Genomic DNA, 19,819 nt, shown 5'->3' on the forward strand with positions numbered 1-19,819 from the left:
ATATGCGAATATACAACACTCCGTTTCTTTTTTTTTTCAACCCAAATCGGTTTTTGGGGTTATTTCAAAGGTTCAATCTTTATTCCGAAGAGATTGCGTGAATCTGCCTTCGTCAGTTCGTGTGCGCCGGCAGAGAGAGTCTCTGTATAGTAGCTCACGGTTGCAGTCTTCTTCTCACCGTCGATCTTCAGAGAGGCTGTCTCGGCATCTGCGAAATAGAAAGTGGCCTTCATGCTCTCAGCAAGTGTGAAAGTGATTGATGTGGTTGATTCCATCTTCACACAGGTGTTGTAGGTAGTGCCGTCGATAGTGGCAGTACCCTTTGATGTGGAGTAGTTGCCAGTAACGCTGAAGAGTGAGCTTGATGGTGTCTTGCCCTCAAAGGTGCAGAGCACGGTACCCTCTACGGTAGTGCTGCCGCCACCGGTCTCTGAGCCGGAACCACCTTCAGAACCGCCACCGGGCTGTGTGCCGCCTGTTTCTGAGGAGTTGCCCCCCTCGCCATAGATTTTCACGAGTGTGGTCTTGTAGTTGTCGAGGGCTGACCCGAGAGCTGAGTCGTATTCGTATGACTGGTCTTTGCCTGTGAAATCCCATGAGAAGTCGCCATGGTTGATGCGTCCTGCACCATAGAAGCCTGTGACTACAGCAGGTACATCCTCTGCAGCATCAGCCTTGTATGAATACATCAGAGAGGCGTTGGTGTCGAAATTGTCGTATGAAGTGGCACCCTGGAGTGTCTTTACTGACGAAGGCACCTGCTCGTCGCGTGATGAAGCCTCGTAGGCGTCGAAGTTCACGTTGTCCTGCTGATAGGTGACGAATGAGAAGTTGGAGGTCTTCTCGGCGAATACGTTGCCGAAAGACTTTATGATTCCACCATCCTCACCTGAGAATGTGCCCTTGGGATCGTACTTCACGTCGGAACCCTGCTTTGAGATGAGCATCGGCTTGTTGGTAGAACGGAAATAGTTGTTCTCGGCAAAGACGCTCGAACCGCTTGTTGCTCCGATACCGTATTTTGCCACTCCGTCGAAATAGTTGTTCCATACGTGAACGCTCATAGTGCGGATGCGCGGACAACGGGAGTCTGCATGGTCGAACCAGTTGTGCTGATATGTGATATAGTTTGGCTTGCTCTCGCTTGTCATACCGCAGAGAGAGCTCTTGCCGGTATCCCAGAAGCGGTTGTATGAAATGGTGAGATACTGTGAATCGCCCTTCAGGTCTACTGTTCCGTCGCCCTTGGCATGGTCGCCGCCTCCGTTAGGACCATAGAAGAAGTCCATGTTGTGTATCCAGATCTTGGAGTTCTTGGTGTCGAGAGAGATGCAGTCGTCCATGCAGCGCATGATGGCAAGATTGCGGAACTCCACGCTCGAAGCGTTGCGGCAGAGGAATCCAAAGCTGTGTACTGTGGCATCGTCGCCCACGCCCTCGAATGTGAGGTTCATCTCGCTGTATTCTCCCTTGCCCTTGATCTGAAGACCCTCTTCAGAGCTTGACACCTTGTCGAGGTCTGACTTCTTCACCAGTCCGATGAAACGGAAAGCGATAGGTGTCTTGTCCTGACCTTTCTGATAACCGTCGATGATTGCCTGGATACCGGTACAGGTGCCGGCTCCGGCAACGTCGGTAGAGATTGTCTTGGCTGTCTTGGCAGTAACGTAGAACACCTTGGCTCCGGCTTTCAGCGTACCGTCGGTATTGTAGGCTCCAACGCCGTTGTTGCCACTCTTGAACTGAGCGAAGCCCTCACGGCTGTAGTTCTTCACTTTCAGGTTTGTTACGTAGCTTGCCGAGCTGGCTATCTCGTTTCCGTTGGCGTCAACGGCAACTACCTTCAGCGAATATGATCCGGCAGCAAGACCGAGCACGTCGGCACGCACATACGACGGATAGAGGCGTACGAGCTGCTTGTCGATGAGCTTGTCGTTGCAATACACATTGTAGGATTCTGCTCCGGAGAATGGTGCCCATTTGGCATAGGCACTCTCAAGCCAGCCCTTAGACTCCTGGATGTTGATGGCTCCGGCAGGATTGTTGATGTCGCCGCTCTCACCGCCTTCTTTTGCCTTGGCAAAGGCTATGCGGCTGACATTGCCCGAATACACGTCGGATGCTGAACCGCTGAGGGGGTTGATGGTGATGTTGCCGCCATTGATGTCTACGGATGATATAGACTCGGTGTTGTAATACTTCACGTCGTTTGAAGTGAGCGTGAGGCGCATCTGATTCTTGTTCACGTTGAGCGGCACGTTGTTGCCTGTGGATGGAGTGAGTGAACCTCGATTAGTGGTCAGGTCACTCTTTGTCTGTGCTGAAGCACTGACGAACAGCATACACAGGAATGCTGTGAGTATTGATTGTAACTTTTTCATTTCGTAGTGATGGTTTTAGCGTTTTACAAATTTCACGATCTGTGTGCCAGCCTTCAGGATGTAGACTCCCGAACGGAAATCCCCGACATTGACCTGTGTGGTCTCCTCGCCTGCTCTGAGAGAAGCCATCTTCTTACCGGAGATGTCGAAGACAGCAACCGGAGTGCCTGCAGCAAGACCGGAGATGTCGAGACGACCGTCAACAAGACCGTTGAGCTTGAAAGTGTTGATACTGTTGATTGATGAAACGTCGCTGAAATCCAACACGACATCGTCTAATGCGTATGACTCCTCAGAGCCTTCGAAATGCAACACTACGTTGTCGCCACTGAAAGTGAGCTGGGTGACGGTTTTCTCAACCGTCTGACCGTTGATGGTCAGGGTTTGCACGACATCAGCATTTGCCGAAAGGCACAATGACATCAATGCCAGTGAAACCGCAATGATTCTTTTTTTCATTTTTTAATTTACCTTAATTCCGCAACACTTTGATTTAACTTTATTTATAAGTACCTGAGCAACAAAAAGTTGCTCAGGATTTTGCCATGTCAGATTTTTCACCTATCTTAGTGTTGCAAATCAAAATATGTATCAAACCCGACAGACATGGCAAAGGTAGCAATAAAATCTGAGAAACTCTCTCCTTTTGGAGGTATTTTTCCAATAATGGAGCAATTTGATTCCAAGCTCTCATCTGTAATCGACTCAACCCTCGGTATGAGATGCAGGCTGTATGGTTATCAATACAGCGAAATCATCCGTTCGCTTATGAGCGTTTATTTCTGTGGCGGCTCATGCATCGAGGATGTCACCACTCATCTGATGTATCACCTCTCGCTTCATCCGACACTTCGCACATGCAGTGCCGACACGATTCTCAGAGCCATAAAGGAACTGACCCAGGATAACATTTCCTACACATCCGACACTGGCAAGACCTACGACTTCAACACGGCAGACAAGCTGAATACACTGCTCCTCAATTGCCTATTGTCCACAGGGCAGCTGAAAGAGGGCGAGGGGTATGACGTTGACTTCGACCACCAGTTCATAGAGGCTGAGAAGTATGATGCGAAGCCTACATACAAGAAGTTCCTTGGTTATCGCCCTGGCGTGGCAGTTATTGGCGACTTGATTGTCGGCATTGAGAACAGCGACGGCAACACAAATGTCCGTTTCCACCAGAAGGACACGCTGAAGAGGTTCTTTGAAAGGTTTGAACAGAACAAGCTTATTATCAACCGTTTCAGAGCTGATTGCGGCTCGTGTTCTGAAGAGATAGTGGAAGAGATTGCTAAACACTGCAAGACCTTCTATATCCGTGCCAACCGATGCAGTTCGCTCTACAATGACATCTTTGCCCTCAGAGGTTGGAAGAAAGTGAAATTGGGCGGTATTGAGTTTGAGCTGGCCTCCATTCTCATCGAGAAATGGAAAGGGAAGGCATACCGTCTTGTGATTCAAAGACAGAAGCGGATAGACGGCGAACTCGACCTGTGGGAAGGAGAATACACCTACCGCTGCATCCTTACAAATGACTACGAGTCTTCCGAGAAAGAGATTGTCGAATTCTATAACCTCCGTGGAGGGAAGGAACGCATCTTCGATGACATGAATAACGGATTCGGCTGGAACAGGCTTCCAAAATCCTTCATGGGAGAAAACACGGTGTTTCTTCTGCTTACGGCACTCATACGCAACTTCTATAAATTCATCATGGCGAGGCTTGACGTGAAGAGGTTCGGACTCAAAGCAACAAGCCGCATCAAGGCGTTTGTCTTCAAGTTCATCTCTGTGCCAGCAAAATGGGTCAGGACATCAAGGCAGTATGTGCTGAATATCTATTCATGCAACAACGCTTATGCTGATGTGTTCCAGAATGACTTTGGATAACACCGGCAACTTATGGTCGTGATTTTGCGTATTGCCTCAAGTCGTATGGTGGGGTAAGGGGCATTTATATGTCTTTATGGTGACATTCGATGCACTGTGCCCCCTTTTTACTAACGATGCAGATTATTTTCGCTTCTGTATCATATTAGGCGCGTAGTTGCGGATTTGAGGATTTAAAGATTTGTTCGGTAGATTAATTATATATAATTATCGTCCTTTCATAAAGAAGTCCGACAGACATCGAGGACGCATGTGTTCCTCGTGGAGTGTTTCTGATTTGCATCGGCAAAAATAAGAAAAAAAACCGGCAAAGAGATTATGCTCCAGCCGGCTTTCTATCGTAAACGTTTACACTAGTATCAAAACTACACTATCGGGAAGTCATGAAGCCCTCAAGGTTGGCATACTTCCGCTTCATCATGCGCACGTATATATTGTTTATCCAGTATTTATGGGTGAAGATGAATGCCAGACCTACAGCCATCAGGATTATATAAGTCATCGTGTCGCTGAAAAACATCTTGAGCATAGGGAGGATGAATGAGGGGGCGAAAAGGGCTACAACCTCATAGACCACCTGGATATAGTTGGTTTCAAGACCGCTCTTCTTCGTAAGCTTGGTGTTGAGAGGAAGCGTCTGCTTGTTGGTAACGGCAAGCTGCATCAACAGACAGAACAAAGGTCCGGCTGTGAATATCATCAGCGAGACGAGCATCAGGAGGCTGTATTTGCCCGTGAACACCGTGGGGAGCATGAGCAGGAGGGGAAGAAGGAGAACGACGGAATAGAAGTAATATTTCGCTTCCAACAGACTGCGGATATTCTCTTTCCTCACCATCAGGCATTCGATGAAATTGCCTTCGTAGCTCATTATGCGCACGTGGTTGACACCGACGAGGATGAAGGGATAGACGCTCCAGAACTGGGTGGAGAAGTCATCGTCGTAGATATCGGTGAATGAGTTCAGAAGGCTCAATATCACCACGAAAACGATTTGCAGAAGGAATGTCTTGCGCATGTTCTTGTTGCGGAGCACCATCTTGAGCTCGAGCTTCAGATATTCGCCGGTCTGATTGAAACGGTCGAAGAAATCGAATGAGGAGATGGAGCGCAGATTGAGTTCTTTTTCTGCCTGTGTCTCGGATTTTATGCAACGGTATTGTACCGTTCTGTTGACCATAAACAGGACAAGCAGAAGACCAAAGAGAAGAAGGAACAGAAGGGGGTTGCAGTCTGCCACAAGGGTTCCGATGCCGGAATATACGGACAACAGCTTGGTGATGCCACCTACAGGCCATGGAATAAAAAGCAGAGCATAGACAAGAAGAGGCAGCAGGATGAGCCAGGCTCGCTCTATGACAAGTGTGCGGCAGAGCATATAGAACAAACTGTTGCACACGATGAACAGATGGAAGCCCAACACAAGAAACAATGTGGGGAAAAGGCCATAGCCGAACAATACGCTCATCAGAGAGAATGGCACAGTGACTGACAGCCACAGGAGATTGCCATAAGAAAAGACGCTCGACAGAAGGAAACAGTCTACGCAGTCGTAACGCCGCAAAGGCAGCAGCAGATAGGGCTTCACCATCTGAGACGGAGTGTGCTGCATGAAAAAGCGAGCCAGAAAGTCTACAGCAAGCAGAAACGGCAGTATGGAGAAGAAGAACTGGGGAGCCGTGAAAGTGGTGGAGTCGTTGGCTATAAGCGACAACAGGACGGCTATGAACATCATATACAAGACGAGCATCACACCGCCAAGAATCATGAAGAACTTGGCTATGCTGTTGGTCTCGAAAGCCACATTGCGACGTTCTGAGAGTCTGACATGACGACGCAGAGTACGGTAAACCTGGAATTTGTTCATATTCTTGATGAAATGTCTTTAAACGGCAAAATTACCGTGGGCGTTAAACCGCATAATGACCGTTGGGGATTATCTCAGGTCGATAACTTCAGCATTGGGATATTCCTTGCTGTTGAACCGGAAATGGGAATCTGAGAGATTGACCTTACGGAAGTTGGACACGCGGATAGTGGTCCATCCGCTTGACTGACGCATCTTGACTGTCTGGAGCTGATAGCTCTTGCTCACGGTGACATACATCTCCTTTATCGTGCGGCCCTTGTTCACGGCATCCATGTGTACCTGCCATCCATTGCCCAGCTTCTTCACGGAGAGTTTGTAACCGTTCTTGTAGATATACAGGAACTTGTATGGATTCATTGACTGCTGCTGAGCCTCGGTTGGAGTACTGATGTTCACCTCCTGAGACTTTTTCATGTATGTCCATTGAGTGCGACCGTCATACCATACTACGGATGCCGGGGTGTAGGCATAGAACTTGTTGCCCTTGACGGCTACTGTGCCACTCACGTTGCCCAACTTGCCGGAGGCGCTGAAGTTGGCTTTGGCTCCAGACTTGCTGTAGAGCGTCTGTGCTGTCTTGTCGAGTATCTTACGGGCTTCCTTGGCGTTCTGGCCATAAGAAAGGCAGAAGACCATGACAAGAGAGAATATTAACAATAAACGTTTCATGAATCGTTGAATTTTATTTGTCTGTTATTATATGTCCTATCCGTCATATATGTCCTATTCGTCATATATGTCCTATTTTGATAATCAGCCTCTGAGAGAGACGAGCAGGTTCTCCAGACTGTTTTCATCGGCAAGAAGCACCTCACGAGGCTTGCTGCCTTGTGCTGCCCCTACGATGCCTGCCTTCTCGAGCTGGTCCATCAAGCGTCCGGCACGATTGTATCCGATAGAGAAGCGGCGTTGTATCATAGAAGTTGAACCCTGTTGGGTAATCACTATAGCATGGGCTGCCTCCTCAAACAACGGGTCGAGAGCATGACCGTCTAATCCGCCACCAGACACTTCTGCACCCTCTTCGGATGCCGGCTCCGGAAGTTCGAGAGGTTCTACAGGACCTGATTGTGAACTGATATACTGGTTTATCTTCTCCACCTCGGGAGTATCCACGAAGGCACATTGCACACGCACAGGCTCGTTGCCGCTGAGGAAGAGCATGTCTCCCCTACCGATAAGCTGGTTGGCGCCAGGACGGTCGAGGATGGTACGCGAGTCTATCATCTGGCTCACCTTGAAGGCCATACGCCCAGGGAAGTTCGCCTTGATGTTACCGGTGATGATTGAAGTGGTAGGACGCTGGGTTGCGATTACCATGTGGATGCCTACGGCTCGAGCGAGCTGGGCGATACGTGCTATAGGAAGCTCCACCTCACGGCCTACCTGCATGATGAGGTCGCCGAACTCATCGATTACTACAACGATATATGGCATGAACTCGTGTCCGTCGGTAAGGCGGAGCTGATGGTTCAGGTATTTGCGGTTATACTCCTTGATGTTGCGTGCTCCAGCCATCTTCAAAAGGTCGTAGCGGGTGTCCATGAGCTTGCAGAGACTGTTGAGCGTACGCACCACCTTCTTCACGTCGGTGATGATAGGTTCGTCATCACCAGGCACCATAGCCATGAAATGGTTGGCGATGGAAGAATACACGCTGAACTCAACCTTCTTGGGGTCGATGAGCACAAGCTTCAGTTCATTAGGGTGTTTCTTATATAATAATGATGTGATGATGGCATTGAGTCCGACAGACTTACCCTGACCCGTTGCACCGGCCACGAGCAGATGCGGTATCTTGGCGAGGTCTACCATGAACACTTCATTTGTGATGGTCTTGCCCAGGGCGATAGGAAGTTCAAAACTGGTCTTCTGGAATTTCTCCGAATTCAAGATGCTCTCCATCGACACGATGTTCATCTTTGCATTCGGCACCTCTATACCGATGGTTCCCTTGCCTGGAATAGGAGCTATGATACGCACACCGATAGCCTTGAGGCTCAAGGCGATGTCGTCTTCAAGGTTTCTGATTCTGGAGATCTTCACTCCCTCTGCAGGTGTTATCTCATAGAGGGTGATTGTAGGGCCTACAGTTGCAGAGATTGTCTTTATCTGCACACCGAAACTGCTGAGCACCTCTACGATACGGTTCTTGTTTGCCGTCTGCTCCTTCATGTCGATATATGGCTGGTCGTCATCATCGTATTTCTTGAGCAGGTCGAGAGTAGGGTATTTATAGTTGAGCCAAGGCTCCTTAGGGTTGATTGGCGTGTCGAGAGGATTCCCGGCAGGAGCCACAGTCCTTGATGTTGACGACTTGGAATCTCCCTCTGCCGGACGTATCGTGAAGCTCGGATCTGAAGTTTCTTTCGATTTCGGCATAGGTGTGGCCGGATTATTCAGAGGCGTTGTCTCTGTCTCCTCAGCATCATCATTAGGCACGATGTTGACAACTGGCGAACCAGAGTCGCTGAAGTCCACCGTCTGCTTCAGAGTCTCCCTGTATTTGCCTGTTTCAGCAGCCTCTGAACCGGCAGCCGCAGAGACAGCAGAGGATTGTGCAGAGTCATTCATATCAGAAGCGGCGTTACCTCCGCCCTCACCCTTGGCGTTGGTGACATAGAAGCCGACGCGGTTCTGAATCATGCTTACGGGGTTTAATATTTTCCTTACCACCATCACCGTTTCCGAACTGAGATATGTGAGGAAAAGGATTGCCACCAAGACGAGGATTCCGATAAGTCCCGGCAGTCCGACAACATTCTCAAGCCACTGGCAACAGTACTCTCCATGTCCGCCTCCTGGATTATACACCTCGCCACCGATAAGAGGCGTGAGGAACTTGGTGGCAAATATTGATGTCCAGAGCATTATGACGCTGAAGCACAAGAATGTCTTTATCAGATTGGGATTGTATGCCTTGACGAGTTTCAGACCCACGATACACAGGAATACGGGTATCATGAAGGCAGAATAGCCGAAGCATTGGCAAATGAAGAAATCCGACAACAAAGCGCCCAATGGACCACAGGCATTCTGGAAGGCGCTGTTCTTGCTGAACCAGTCGCCGGGACGCATATCCATGACAAGGCTCTGGTCGATGGACGCTGTGGCGAAATAGGATATGAATGCCACGACAAGCCATACGGAACAGACAAACAGAATGATACCGAATATGAAATTGAAGATATCATTTTGTAGCATCTGTACTCCCATGACTTCTGCAAAACTTTGTTTTTGTGCTTTCTTTTTCTTTGCCATTATTACGCTTGATTGATTGTTTTAATGAGTGCGCGAAACCATTTCACGCTTATGTTCATGCAAAAGTAACCGAAATTTGCAAGAAATACGCAAAAACTCATATTTTTTTTCTAATTTTGCAAGTCCATTGATATTTGAGAATGAAAAAAGTAATATATAACAAAATCGACAAACACGCGGTGACAGAAATGCCAAGGGCTGTTTTTGAGGGACGCATCTTCGTCATAACAACCGAAAGAGATGCAGACAGAGCAGTGGAATACCTTCTCACACAGCCTATTCTCGGCATTGACACCGAAACGAGACCTGCTTTCAGAAAGGGGAAGCAATACAAGGTTGCCCTGCTGCAAGTGGCGACATACGACACTTGCTTTCTGTTCAGACTGAACAACACAGGCATGACAAAATCAATAATAAGACTGCTTGAGGACGAGAGCATTCCGAAAATCGGACTCTCGCTACACGACGACATAATATCGCTGCACAAAAGGGCTGAATTCAAGCCGGGCAACTTCATCGACCTGCAGAAGCATGTGGGAGAAATCGGAGTGGAGGACCTGAGTCTGCAGAAACTTTACGCCAACTTCTTCGGACTGAAAATCAGCAAGGCGCAACGGCTCACGAACTGGGAGGCGGACATCCTGACGGACAAGCAGAAGGTGTATGCCGCAACAGACGCCTGGGCATGCATAAAACTATACGACGAGCTGATGAGACTGGAGAGAAACAAGGATTTCGAACTGAGAATCGTGAAGCCGGCAGAAGAGACAGTAGAGGCAATGGCAAAGAAGCAAGCATAAAGTATTTCACCTACGGCTTGATGACCGCTTGTGAAACCAACGGTATGATGACCGTTCGTGGGATTAACGGCATGATGACAGTCAGTGGGAGTAACTGACTGATGACCGTTTGTGGGATTAACATAAAAATAATATAATATAGAATTCGATTATAGTATGACTCAATACAAGTCTGTTTATTTGAAAAGAGGGAAAGAAGAAAGCTTGAAACGCTTCCACCCTTGGGTTTTCTCTGGTGCCATAGCAAAGATGGACGAAAGTATAGAAGACGGCGACACGGTGAACGTGTACACGTCGGAAGATAAATTCATAGCCGTAGGCCACTACCAGATAGGAAGTATTGCCGTGAGAGTGTTGTCGTTTGAGGAGCGCTCCATCGACAAGAACTTCTGGGAAGAGCGCCTCTCAGAGGCTCTGAAGATGAGACTGGCAATCGGAATTGCCGACAACTATGAGAACAACACCTACAGACTTGTTCATGGCGAGGGAGACAGCCTGCCGGGACTGGTGATAGACTGCTACGGAAAGACTGCCGTGATGCAGGCCCACAGCGTTGGCATGCACATCAACAGGACTGACATTGCCGAAGCATTGGTGAAGGTGATGGACGGAAGAATAGAGAACGTGTTCTACAAGAGCGAGACCACCCTACCCTACAAGGCAGACCTCGGACAGGAAAACGGCTTCATCATCGGAGGCTGTACCGACAATACGGCAGTGGAAAACGGACTGAAATTCCATGTTGACTGGCTGAAAGGACAGAAGACAGGATTCTTCGTTGACCAGAGAGAGAACCGCAGTCTGCTTGAGAAATACGCAAAGGGGAAGAACGTGCTCAACATGTTCTGCTACACAGGAGGCTTCTCCTTCTATGCCATGAGAGGAGGAGCAAACCTCGTACACTCCGTTGACAGCAGCGCCAAGGCAATAGACCTGACCAACGCCAACGTGGAACTCAACTTCCCTGGCGATGAGAGGCATCAGGCTTATTGTGAAGACGCATTCAAATTCCTTGACAACGCAGAGGATTTCTACGACCTCATAGTGCTCGACCCACCGGCTTTTGCCAAACACAGAGCCGCCCTACACAATGCCCTGAAAGGCTATACACGACTGAACGTAAAGGCTTTTGAGCGTATCAAGCATGGCGGAATACTGTTCACATTCAGCTGCTCACAGGTAGTGACGAAAGACAATTTCAGAAATGCCGTGTTCACTGCAGCTGCCATATCAGGACGAAACGTGAGGATACTGCATCAGCTGCACCAGCCGGCTGACCATCCTATCAACATCTACCACCCGGAGGGAGAATACCTCAAGGGTCTCGTGTTGTATGTGGAATAATTAGTTGCATGGTGAACAATATGTTGCATGTGGATTTATTGCTGTATGTGATTAATTGCAGCATGTGGAATAACATATAGAAAAGACAACCGTATCTTGAAAAGTTTTCTAAATAGCGTCAGCAGATTCATAAAGGAAGAAAAGCTGATGGAGGCAGACAGACTATACCTTGTCGCGCTGTCGGGAGGAGCCGACAGCGTGGCACTATTGCTATGTCTGAAAGATCTGGGATACAGAGTGGAGGCCGTACATTGCAACTTCAGGCTCAGAGGAGAAGAGTCTGACCGGGACGAAGATTTCTGCAAGAGGCTTTGCGAGAAAGAGAATGTCATGCTCCACATCACCCATTACGACACCCGGTCGTATGCCTCGCTCCACGGGATAAGCATAGAGATGGCGGCAAGGAATCTGCGCTACAGCTATTTCAAGCAGCTCAGAGAGGACATGGGGGCGGCAGGCATCTGCGTAGGCCACCACATGGAGGACAGCGTGGAAACCATGTTGCTCAACATAATAAGAGGAACGGGAATAAAGGGCGTGACGGGAATAGCAGCCAAAAACGGACATGTGACAAGACCAATGCTCTGTGTCTCCCGCAACGAGATAGAAGACTATCTGAAGGAAAGGGGGCAGACTTACATCACAGACAGTTCAAACCTCGTGAACGACGTGAAGAGAAACAAGCTCAGACTCGACGTCATGCCTCTGATAAGGGGAATAAACCCTTCGGCAGACAAGAAGATGTTTGAGACTACAAGAAGGGTGACAGAAGCCAACAGGGTGTTTGAACACGCAATAGAAAAGGCTGCGGAGGACTCTACAGCTGTAAAGGACAACTATCTATTCATCAATATAGAGAGGCTCAAGCGCCAGGTGTCTCCCGAATACACACTCTACCACATCCTTTCAAGACACTCGTTCTCGTCGGCTACCATAGACGACATATTCTCAAATCTGGACAATCTGAAGAACGGAAGCATCTTCTCTTCCGACACCCACAGACTCGTTGCAGACCGCGGTTTTCTCGTGATAGAACGGAATGAAGACAAGGACAGCAGAAATGAGAAGCCTTTCATATTGCCCGAAAGCGGCACATACATTATCAACGAGACCACGAAAGTAAGAATCAAGGAGGAAACCACAGAAGAGGGATTCACGCCAAGCCGAAGCCAGTTTACCATAAGCGCAGATGCTTCGAAAGTGAAATTTCCTCTCAAAATACGCCGTTGGACCCAGGGCGACTGGTTCATCCCCTTCGGAATGACAGGAAAGAAGCTTGTCAGCGACTATCTGACAGACAGGAAAATGGCATTCTTCGACAAAGAGAAACAGCTTGTCATGACAGATGCCGAAAACAACATCCTATGGCTTATAGGCCAACGCCTGGACAACAGGTTGAGGATTTCTGGAAACACAAAGAAGATCTTGACAATCGAATTTATTTGCAATTGAAATATTGGTAATTGAATATATTAGACAATTGTACAACCAATTGAAGATTCCATATAAACACAACTTACAACCAACAAGTTATGAACAGGCGTTTCACCGGTTTACAATGCAGAAACGCCCTATACCCAAGCAACAAACTTGCGGTTATTGACGAGCAAACAAGCAGACCGCCTCTGATGACTAATAGCCCTTGAAATCCATGATTTTGGGGCAGAACCCTTTAAAGGGACAGTTCTCGCAATGCGGCTTTCTGCTTGTGCAGACATACCTGCCATGGAGCAAGAGCCAATGATGAGCGTCGGCCAGCAACGCTTCAGGGATGTTTTTCGTCAGACACCGCTCCACCGCCAATGGAGTGGCAGCAGATTTCGGCACAAGCCCCATTCTGTGGCTCACACGATAGACATGGGTGTCGACGGGCATTGCAGCCTTTGAAAAGGCAACGGCAAGCAGCACGTTGGCGGTCTTGCGCCCCACACCCGGCAGACTGGTGAGATCGTCGAGTGCCGAAGGGACCTTCCCTCCGAACTTCTCCTGTATGGCCAACGAGAGTTCCACGAGGTGCTTTGCCTTGGAATTGGGATATGAAATGCTGCTGATAAACGAAAGCACATCTTCAGGATCTGCCTCTGCCATTGCCGCCGCATCAGGATAATGCCTGAACAATTCCGGCGTCACCTGGTTCACCCTCTTGTCTGTGCATTGGGCGCTCAAGACTGTAGCCACAAGCAGTTGGAAGACGCTGCCAAATTCCAGTTCCGTGGTGACGTGTGGGGAAACTTCCGCAAAATGTCTCAAGACAGCTTCATAACGTTCAGAGCGTTTCATATCTCAATTTCAATGAATATCCAGGTCGTTGACTTTAATAGTCGAGGACTAATATGTTAAAAGACTATGTGGTCGAAGCATATTGTTGCCGTAGACTATTATTGTCGTAGACTTTGTTATCGTAGACTATTGTTGTCATAGACTTTGTTGTCGCAGACTATTATAGTCAAAACAATATCGTTTTCGAATACTATATTTTGGTTTACTCAGCCTTCTCAGCAGCTTCTGTAGCCTCTTCTGCATTTTCCTCAGGGTCAACGAAATTCGTCACACCGTTGGAAACCAGGATGTTATACCACTGGAGAAGCTTCTTGATGTCGCTGTCGTGTACTCTGTCGCGGTCGTAGTCAGGAAGAATTTCGGCAAAATAAGCGTGAAGTTCGTCCTTGCCACACTTCTTGTAGTCGAGCGAGCATACCTTTCCGTCCTCCTTGCGGAGCACAGAATCGAGAATATTCATCAATGGAACATCCTCAGCCACTGTATACATGGCGATGTCGGAAAGACTTGTCACTCTGTCGCTTGCGAAGATAGGCAGGCGGCGATGGGTTTCGTCCAAGGCTTCAACGATAAGATTCATCTTTGAACTTGACACAAGCTTATAAAGTCCGGGCTTTCCGGAAACTGACAAAATTGTAAAATCCATTTCAAATATTTGTTTAATAATTAATTAATAAGTTCTCATTATCGTCCCGACGATGTCATAGGGACATGACACATCAGCAGACGTTCAGATTTCAGCGTATTCGCAAAGCCGCCAGCGCGTCGTCAATCTGCGGTTCCAAAGGTTTGCTGCCGTCGTTGAGGATAACGAAATCGCTTTTAGCCTCCATCTCCTCCTGACTCATCTGGCAGTTTATCCATTCTCTTGCCTTCTCTCGCGTTATAGAGTCGCGGGCGATGATTCTGTCCACCCTCACCTCTATCGGTGCCGATACGCAAACCACGCAGTCCACGAGCTTGTCGAATCCGCTCTCGAAGAGGATGGCGCACTCCATGAATTGAAGTCCCGAGGCTTTGAAATCGTCGGCCACAGCGGGATGCACGATGGCGTTAATCCTTTTCTTGTTGTCTTCGGCGTCAAGAAGAAACTTTGAGATGACAGCCTTGTCGGGCTTTCCGTCTGCATAGGCATCCTGTCCTATCAGGTCTGTCAAAGCCTTTCTTACGGATGGCGACTCGCGCATTATGCGTTTGGCTGCGCTGTCGCAGTCGTAGACCTCTATCCCCCTGCTTTTCAACAAGGAGCAGACGTATGATTTTCCGCTTCCTATTCCGCCTGTAATGGCTGCTTTCATAATTGTCTCCATTATTATAGACAGCCACCATCGAGGGGCTATACATGCTCTCTAATAGCCGCTGTCAATATTCTACCTATTTATATAATAGCTGCCAGAAAGGGAGTTCCTGTGGTATTTATGACTTTCTTTTCCGCTACTGTTCTTCAATGAGGTAGTCCACATGTTCTATTTCGGTATGCGCATTCTTCACGCCATGCGGCACGGATGCAATCTTGAGCGTGCATTTGTCAGAAGGCGCTGAGAGAATCTCGTTGTAGTCTACCACCACCTTGAACTTGTTGGTGTTTATGGTTCTGAAGATGCTCGCGCCAACGGTGAATACCACTTTAACCCTCGACGGGAATGTTCTCAACACCTTTCCCTCCGGCATGTTGAGCGCCGAGATGGGAACCTCTGCACTTTCCTCGGTCAGCACATCCGGATAGACAGCCATCCTGACACGGGAGGGCACGCATTTCACTCCTCTGATTTCCATGAGGTCAAGGTCGCGTCTGATGGTGTCCTTGAGGTTTTTGATATTGATCCGCTCTGTGTAGATGTACTTTATGCTGTCGAGCATTTTCTGACTGCCGTAAACATCCACCATATCGGGCGAGAATTCTATCTTCGCCAGATAATAGCTTGCGTCAGCCTGTATGGCTCCCGCCAGTCTTACGGGCAGCCGCTTGTGCATTCCGTAATTGTAGAAGTATTCCAGCTTGTCGGGCTTCACTCCTGTCACCTTCGACGAACTGTATAGTTCGGCATAGATCAGCTTGGTGAGTTCCGACGCAGACACGGAGCCATACCCCTTGTTCTTGATGTATGAAGAGAAGGGTATGTCTATCCTTTTCAGTTTGTCACCATATATATATGTACATAGAGTATAGCCTTTGTCTTTCACAGTCACCTTTATCGTGTCTTCGGTGTCGCTCGTCGGTACCACGTTTTTAGGTATGTTCACGATGCGCACGGGAATCCTGAGTTCTTTCTCATAGGTGTCGTTCAGGGCCAACAACAGCCAGAAGGCTCCGCTCAGGGCGAGGAAGAACAAAAAAATCAGGAACTCCTTGTTCACGATATTGAAAAAGGAGTTTCTGACTATACTGTATATACTTTTCAGGATGCGTTTCATTATTTTTCCTTGCTGACGGTTGCAGAAGCTGCGACATCAGCAAATACAGAACCTTTGTCAACTGTTATAACCACGCCCTTTGCGATTTCGAGCTCGATTTTGCCTGTAGCGATGTCCACTTTCTTGATGGTGCCGTAGATTCCTCCGCCTGTCACCACCTTTGAGCCCTCCTGCAGCGAGTTCTGGAAATTGCGTATTTCCTTCTGCTTTTTCTGCTGCGGACGAATCATGAAGAAATACATGATGGCAAAGATCACCACCATTATTATAAGGAACTGCATGCTGTCTCCACCCTGTGGCTTGGCAGCCAAAAACATTGTTGTGTTCATAATTTACTGTTATGTTTGTTTTAAATGTTAATCGTTTGTCTGTTTTTTGGGCGTCTCGCCTGTTTTAATGCCAGGCACTTTACCTGTTTTAATGCCAGGCGCTTTGCCTGTTTATATGCCAGCCGTTATGCGTGCTGAATTACGGATGCGTCATCTTGTCGGCATCACCTTCATCATCTTGCCTGTGTCGATGAGGTAGCGGGCGATGGCGTCGAGCATTCCGTTGATATATGAACCGCTTCTCGGAGTGCTGTAGAGTTTCGCCAGGTCAACGTATTCGTTGATGGTCACGTTCACCGGTATGTTCGGGAAGTTCATCATCTCTGCAATGGCTATCTGCATTATCACCACGTCCATATAAGCCAGGCGCGAGAAGTCCCAGTTGCGCGAGGTCTCGCTCATGAAGCGCTGATACTGGTCGGCGTTGAGGATTGTGGCGCGGAAGAGCTTCACGGCGAACTCCTTGTCTTCCTCGTCCTTATATTCCGGCAGGAGCTCCTGCAGTTCCTTGTTTGCCGGATCAAAGCGCTTGATGGTCTTGAGCACGAAGGTGTCCACGATTTCCTTGTCGTCGTTCCAGTAGAGACTCTTCTCCTCGAGCATGGCGTCAAGGTTGTCGTTGTCCATGATGATTGCCTTGTAGAGCTTGCGCCACGCCTCGCGGTCGGCTTCATACGAGTCGGTCTCGTCAGCCACATAGTCGGCATAAATCTGGCTCTGCTCTATCTGTGTGAGCAGGTTTCTCACGAACTCCACGCTGTCGTCCCATGTCTGCTTCTGATTCTCGAGATACTCGTTGAGCTGCTTGTTAGCTTCGAGCTGAAGGGCGAACTTGTTGTTTGCAAACTTGCCTGAGGGCAGAGTTGTGCCTTCTCTCTTTGCACGGGAGAGCTCCACTTCATAGCGCAGGCGCGACTCTTTGGAAACAGCTACAATCAGGGACAGCAGACAATTATACAGGTCGTATGCCTTGGAGAGGCTGAACAGCAGCTCCTTCTCGGCATTATCCATGTTGTGGTTACCGTTTTGATAATATGCGTAGGTTAACTGGACAATTTTTATCCTTATCAATTCTCTGTTTATCATCTTATAATATTAAAATGAACGTGTATTTCAAAAAAACCGATGCAAAAATACTTATTTTATACGGTACTTGCAAGAAAACCACGGTGTTTTATCTATTTTTATTTATAATATTTGCGTATTAATCAAAAAAGAAATACCTTTGCACCGCTTTTTCGAGCACTACGTGAATAGAATTCTCGTGTGATGGTGAATTAAGCATTAATTATTAACAACTTAATTTAGAGTAACACAATTATGAAAGAAATTGAAGTAAAAGGCCAGAAGAGAACTAATTTGGGCAAGAAGGCAGCCAAGGCTATGCGTAAGGAAGGTCTGATTCCATGCAACCTCTACGGTGAGGCAAAGAACGCTGACGGCGCTCCTGAAGCATTGTCAATCGCTTGTCCTATGAGCGAGTTGAGAAAGATCGTCTACACTCCACACATCTACGTTATCAAGCTCGTCATCGACGGCGAGGAGCGCACAGCGATTCTCAAGGAGCTTCAGTTCCATCCGGTAACAGACGCCCTCCTTCACGTTGACTTCTACGAGGTTAACGACCAGAAGCCTATCACAGTGGGCATCCCTGTCAAGCTCAACGGTCTGGCACAGGGTGTACGCGACGGTGGACGTATGAACCTCTCTATCCGCAAGATCGACGTTACAGCGAAATACCAGGCTATTCCTGAGCATCTCGACATCGACGTTACTGCCATGACTATCGGCAAGAGCATCAAGGTTGGCGACCTGCACTTCGAGGGTCTTGAGATGGCAACAAGCAAGAACGTTGTGGTTTGCTCAATCAAGGCTACACGTAAGTCTATCGCTGCAAGCCAGGCTGAGGCATAATGCCATAGATTTAGCAAGAAAAGAAATTTATCACGGGGTGGTTCTGAATTTTAATTTGGAATCACCTTTTTTTAGATTCAACCCAAATCGGTCATTAGGGCTTGCTTGGATTTTGATTTCTTAGAAGAGTGGATTTTGTTTGGCTTTTAATCAGTAATAACTAGCTATTGCAAATTAAAAACAAGCAAAAGACGCCTTATAAAGAGCAAAAGGCAACAAGCAGTTATAAAATATCACATTGAACGGCATAATGACCGTTTGGAGTTTAAAGCAATACGTAATGGAAAAATTCTTGATTGTAGGATTGGGAAACCCCGGCAGCGAATATTCGGGAACACGACACAACACGGGATTCATGGTGGTAGACGCCATGGCTGAGGAGGCTGGAGCCTCTTTCGACGACAAGAGATACGGATTCGTGGCTGAGACTTCGGTGAAGGGAAGAAAACTCTTTCTGCTGAAGCCTACCACATTCATGAACCTCAGCGGCAACGCCGTGAGATACTGGATGAACAAGGAAAACATACCCATGGAGCACCTGCTCGTGGTGGTGGACGACCTGTCTCTGCCACTGGGAGCCCTCAGACTGAAAGGCAGCGGAAGCAACGGCGGACACAACGGACTGGGAAACATACAGTCGGTGATGGGCACGCAGAAATACGCACGCCTCAGAGTGGGAATAGGCAACGACTTCCCCAGGGGAATGCAGGTGGAATGGGTGCTCGGCAGATATGATTCAGAGGAAATGGAAACCCTCAAGCCGGCGATAAAGACTTCGTGCGAGATAATAAAGAGCTTCGCCCTTGCCGGCATTGACATAACGATGAACCAGTTTAACCACAAGAAATAAGGAAACATGCAAGAGTCTGCGAGAATAGACAAATGGCTGTGGGCGGCAAGGATCTTCAAGACCAGGTCGCTGGCTGCCGATGCCTGCAAGAACAGCCGCGTCACGATAAACGGAACCAACGTGAAGCCTTCTCACATCGTGAAATGCGGAGAGACGGTGAGCGTGAAAAAACCGCCGATAACCTATTCGTTCAAGATACTCCAATGTATTGAAAAGCGCGTGGGCGCAAAACTCATACAGGACATCTACGAGAACGTGACCGACCCGAAACAGTATGAGATACTGGAAATGAGCAGGATAAGCGGATTCGTGGACAGAGCCCGTGGCACAGGACGCCCCACGAAGAAAGACCGCCGCAGCCTCGACGCCTTCATAGAGCCTGCAATGTTCGGATTCGACGAATACGACGACGACCCGGACGACTGAAACCCAACCGCCCGCAAGGGCAAGCTGCAATGAAAACTAACGGCAGGACGACCGTC

The 19,819-nt window shown here is 48.3% G+C and carries 18 protein-coding genes; 7 read left to right on the forward strand and 11 right to left on the reverse strand.

Annotated features, from left to right (window positions below):
* Nucleotides 1–59: 59 nt before the first annotated feature.
* Both ACDC99_RS04950 and ACDC99_RS04955 read right to left on the reverse strand, forming a co-directional pair.
* Nucleotides 60–2,381 (reverse strand): pectate lyase family protein, encoded by a 2,322-nt coding sequence (locus tag ACDC99_RS04950; protein ID WP_370756036.1) that lies wholly within the window; start codon nt 2,379–2,381, stop codon nt 60–62.
* Between the two features lie 15 nt (nt 2,382–2,396).
* On the reverse strand, nt 2,397–2,840 hold the full coding sequence (locus ACDC99_RS04955) for a T9SS type A sorting domain-containing protein (RefSeq protein WP_022316364.1): 444 nt from the start codon (nt 2,838–2,840) through the stop codon (nt 2,397–2,399).
* Nucleotides 2,841–2,987: 147 nt separating this feature from the next.
* Here ACDC99_RS04955 and ACDC99_RS04960 point away from each other — a divergent pair, with 147 nt between their 5' ends.
* Nucleotides 2,988–4,274, forward strand: a complete 1,287-nt coding sequence (locus ACDC99_RS04960) for an IS1380-like element ISBf11 family transposase (protein WP_346712761.1) — start codon at nt 2,988–2,990, stop codon at nt 4,272–4,274.
* A 370-nt stretch (nt 4,275–4,644) separates the two neighbouring features.
* Here ACDC99_RS04960 and ACDC99_RS04965 read toward each other — a convergent pair whose 3' ends face one another.
* The 3 genes from ACDC99_RS04965 to ACDC99_RS04975 all read right to left on the reverse strand — a co-directional run bounded on the left by ACDC99_RS04965 (nt 4,645) and on the right by ACDC99_RS04975 (nt 9,405).
* Entirely contained in the window at nt 4,645–6,141 is a 1,497-nt protein-coding gene (locus tag ACDC99_RS04965) for a DUF5687 family protein (protein WP_022316363.1), read from the reverse strand.
* Between the two features lie 69 nt (nt 6,142–6,210).
* Nucleotides 6,211–6,813: an outer membrane lipoprotein periplasmic chaperone LolA1 gene (gene lolA1, locus ACDC99_RS04970; protein ID WP_022316362.1), complete on the reverse strand. Its 603-nt coding sequence runs from the start codon at nt 6,811–6,813 to the stop codon at nt 6,211–6,213.
* A gap of 84 nt (nt 6,814–6,897) precedes the next feature.
* Nucleotides 6,898–9,405 (reverse strand): FtsK/SpoIIIE family DNA translocase, encoded by a 2,508-nt coding sequence (locus ACDC99_RS04975; protein WP_370756038.1) that lies wholly within the window; start codon nt 9,403–9,405, stop codon nt 6,898–6,900.
* Between the two features lie 140 nt (nt 9,406–9,545).
* Between ACDC99_RS04975 and ACDC99_RS04980 the strand changes: the two genes are divergently transcribed.
* The 3 genes from ACDC99_RS04980 to tilS all read left to right on the forward strand — a co-directional run bounded on the left by ACDC99_RS04980 (nt 9,546) and on the right by tilS (nt 13,001).
* Nucleotides 9,546–10,205, forward strand: coding sequence for a 3'-5' exonuclease (locus tag ACDC99_RS04980; protein WP_278841208.1), 660 nt, complete (start codon nt 9,546–9,548; stop codon nt 10,203–10,205).
* A 156-nt stretch (nt 10,206–10,361) separates the two neighbouring features.
* Nucleotides 10,362–11,549 carry a class I SAM-dependent rRNA methyltransferase gene (locus tag ACDC99_RS04985; RefSeq protein WP_044064885.1) on the forward strand — a complete coding sequence of 396 codons (1,188 nt, stop codon included), beginning with the start codon at nt 10,362–10,364 and terminating at the stop codon, nt 11,547–11,549.
* 96 nt (nt 11,550–11,645) lie between these two features.
* Nucleotides 11,646–13,001 carry a tRNA lysidine(34) synthetase TilS gene (gene tilS / locus ACDC99_RS04990; RefSeq protein ID WP_370756041.1) on the forward strand — a complete coding sequence of 452 codons (1,356 nt, stop codon included), beginning with the start codon at nt 11,646–11,648 and terminating at the stop codon, nt 12,999–13,001.
* 180 nt (nt 13,002–13,181) lie between these two features.
* Here tilS and nth read toward each other — a convergent pair whose 3' ends face one another.
* From nth to nusB, 6 genes are all read right to left on the reverse strand, one after another.
* A complete protein-coding gene (gene nth / locus ACDC99_RS04995; protein ID WP_370756043.1) occupies nt 13,182–13,829 on the reverse strand; it encodes an endonuclease III in 648 nt (215 codons plus the stop codon).
* 202 nt (nt 13,830–14,031) lie between these two features.
* Nucleotides 14,032–14,475, reverse strand: coding sequence for a DUF5606 family protein (locus tag ACDC99_RS05000; protein WP_042517531.1), 444 nt, complete (start codon nt 14,473–14,475; stop codon nt 14,032–14,034).
* A gap of 91 nt (nt 14,476–14,566) precedes the next feature.
* Nucleotides 14,567–15,127, reverse strand: coding sequence for a dephospho-CoA kinase (gene coaE, locus ACDC99_RS05005; protein ID WP_370756045.1), 561 nt, complete (start codon nt 15,125–15,127; stop codon nt 14,567–14,569).
* A 136-nt stretch (nt 15,128–15,263) separates the two neighbouring features.
* The gene (locus ACDC99_RS05010) at nt 15,264–16,244 is read right to left on the reverse strand and encodes a CdaR family protein (RefSeq protein WP_042517535.1); all 981 of its coding nucleotides are present in this window, start codon (nt 16,242–16,244) and stop codon (nt 15,264–15,266) included.
* Nucleotides 16,244–16,573: a preprotein translocase subunit YajC gene (gene yajC, locus ACDC99_RS05015; RefSeq protein ID WP_370756047.1), complete on the reverse strand. Its 330-nt coding sequence runs from the start codon at nt 16,571–16,573 to the stop codon at nt 16,244–16,246. Before yajC ends, ACDC99_RS05010 begins: the two co-directional genes overlap by 1 nt.
* A gap of 150 nt (nt 16,574–16,723) precedes the next feature.
* Nucleotides 16,724–17,659 (reverse strand): transcription antitermination factor NusB, encoded by a 936-nt coding sequence (nusB, locus tag ACDC99_RS05020; RefSeq protein WP_022316351.1) that lies wholly within the window; start codon nt 17,657–17,659, stop codon nt 16,724–16,726.
* A gap of 234 nt (nt 17,660–17,893) precedes the next feature.
* Between nusB and ACDC99_RS05025 the strand changes: the two genes are divergently transcribed.
* The 3 genes from ACDC99_RS05025 (at nt 17,894) to ACDC99_RS05035 (ending at nt 19,763) form a co-directional block, all read left to right on the forward strand.
* A complete protein-coding gene (locus tag ACDC99_RS05025; protein WP_044079705.1) occupies nt 17,894–18,487 on the forward strand; it encodes a 50S ribosomal protein L25/general stress protein Ctc in 594 nt (197 codons plus the stop codon).
* Nucleotides 18,488–18,767: 280 nt separating this feature from the next.
* Nucleotides 18,768–19,337 (forward strand): aminoacyl-tRNA hydrolase, encoded by a 570-nt coding sequence (gene pth / locus ACDC99_RS05030; protein ID WP_044072314.1) that lies wholly within the window; start codon nt 18,768–18,770, stop codon nt 19,335–19,337.
* Nucleotides 19,338–19,343: 6 nt separating this feature from the next.
* Nucleotides 19,344–19,763 (forward strand): RNA-binding S4 domain-containing protein, encoded by a 420-nt coding sequence (locus tag ACDC99_RS05035; RefSeq protein ID WP_022316348.1) that lies wholly within the window; start codon nt 19,344–19,346, stop codon nt 19,761–19,763.
* Nucleotides 19,764–19,819: the final 56 nt, after the last annotated feature.

The organism is Prevotella pectinovora (assembly GCF_041323955.1).
Taxonomy (GTDB): Bacteria; Bacteroidota; Bacteroidia; order Bacteroidales; family Bacteroidaceae; genus Prevotella; species Prevotella pectinovora.

Bases quoted from the DNA above. Each gene is read 5' to 3' on its own strand.
- ACDC99_RS04950 (WP_370756036.1), bottom strand. From the start codon at position 2,381: ATGAAAAAGTTACAATCAATACTCACAGCATTCCTGTGTATGCTGTTC.
- ACDC99_RS04955 (WP_022316364.1), bottom strand. From the start codon at position 2,840: ATGAAAAAAAGAATCATTGCGGTTTCACTGGCATTGATGTCATTGTGC.
- ACDC99_RS04960 (WP_346712761.1), top strand. From the start codon at position 2,988: ATGGCAAAGGTAGCAATAAAATCTGAGAAACTCTCTCCTTTTGGAGGT.
- ACDC99_RS04965 (WP_022316363.1), bottom strand. From the start codon at position 6,141: ATGAACAAATTCCAGGTTTACCGTACTCTGCGTCGTCATGTCAGACTC.
- lolA1 (WP_022316362.1), bottom strand. From the start codon at position 6,813: ATGAAACGTTTATTGTTAATATTCTCTCTTGTCATGGTCTTCTGCCTT.
- ACDC99_RS04975 (WP_370756038.1), bottom strand. From the start codon at position 9,405: ATGGCAAAGAAAAAGAAAGCACAAAAACAAAGTTTTGCAGAAGTCATG.
- ACDC99_RS04980 (WP_278841208.1), top strand. From the start codon at position 9,546: ATGAAAAAAGTAATATATAACAAAATCGACAAACACGCGGTGACAGAA.
- ACDC99_RS04985 (WP_044064885.1), top strand. From the start codon at position 10,362: ATGACTCAATACAAGTCTGTTTATTTGAAAAGAGGGAAAGAAGAAAGC.
- nth (WP_370756043.1), bottom strand. From the start codon at position 13,829: ATGAAACGCTCTGAACGTTATGAAGCTGTCTTGAGACATTTTGCGGAA.
- ACDC99_RS05000 (WP_042517531.1), bottom strand. From the start codon at position 14,475: ATGGATTTTACAATTTTGTCAGTTTCCGGAAAGCCCGGACTTTATAAG.
- coaE (WP_370756045.1), bottom strand. From the start codon at position 15,127: ATGAAAGCAGCCATTACAGGCGGAATAGGAAGCGGAAAATCATACGTC.
- ACDC99_RS05010 (WP_042517535.1), bottom strand. From the start codon at position 16,244: ATGAAACGCATCCTGAAAAGTATATACAGTATAGTCAGAAACTCCTTT.
- yajC (WP_370756047.1), bottom strand. From the start codon at position 16,573: ATGAACACAACAATGTTTTTGGCTGCCAAGCCACAGGGTGGAGACAGC.
- nusB (WP_022316351.1), bottom strand. From the start codon at position 17,659: ATGATAAACAGAGAATTGATAAGGATAAAAATTGTCCAGTTAACCTAC.
- ACDC99_RS05025 (WP_044079705.1), top strand. From the start codon at position 17,894: ATGAAAGAAATTGAAGTAAAAGGCCAGAAGAGAACTAATTTGGGCAAG.
- pth (WP_044072314.1), top strand. From the start codon at position 18,768: ATGGAAAAATTCTTGATTGTAGGATTGGGAAACCCCGGCAGCGAATAT.
- ACDC99_RS05035 (WP_022316348.1), top strand. From the start codon at position 19,344: ATGCAAGAGTCTGCGAGAATAGACAAATGGCTGTGGGCGGCAAGGATC.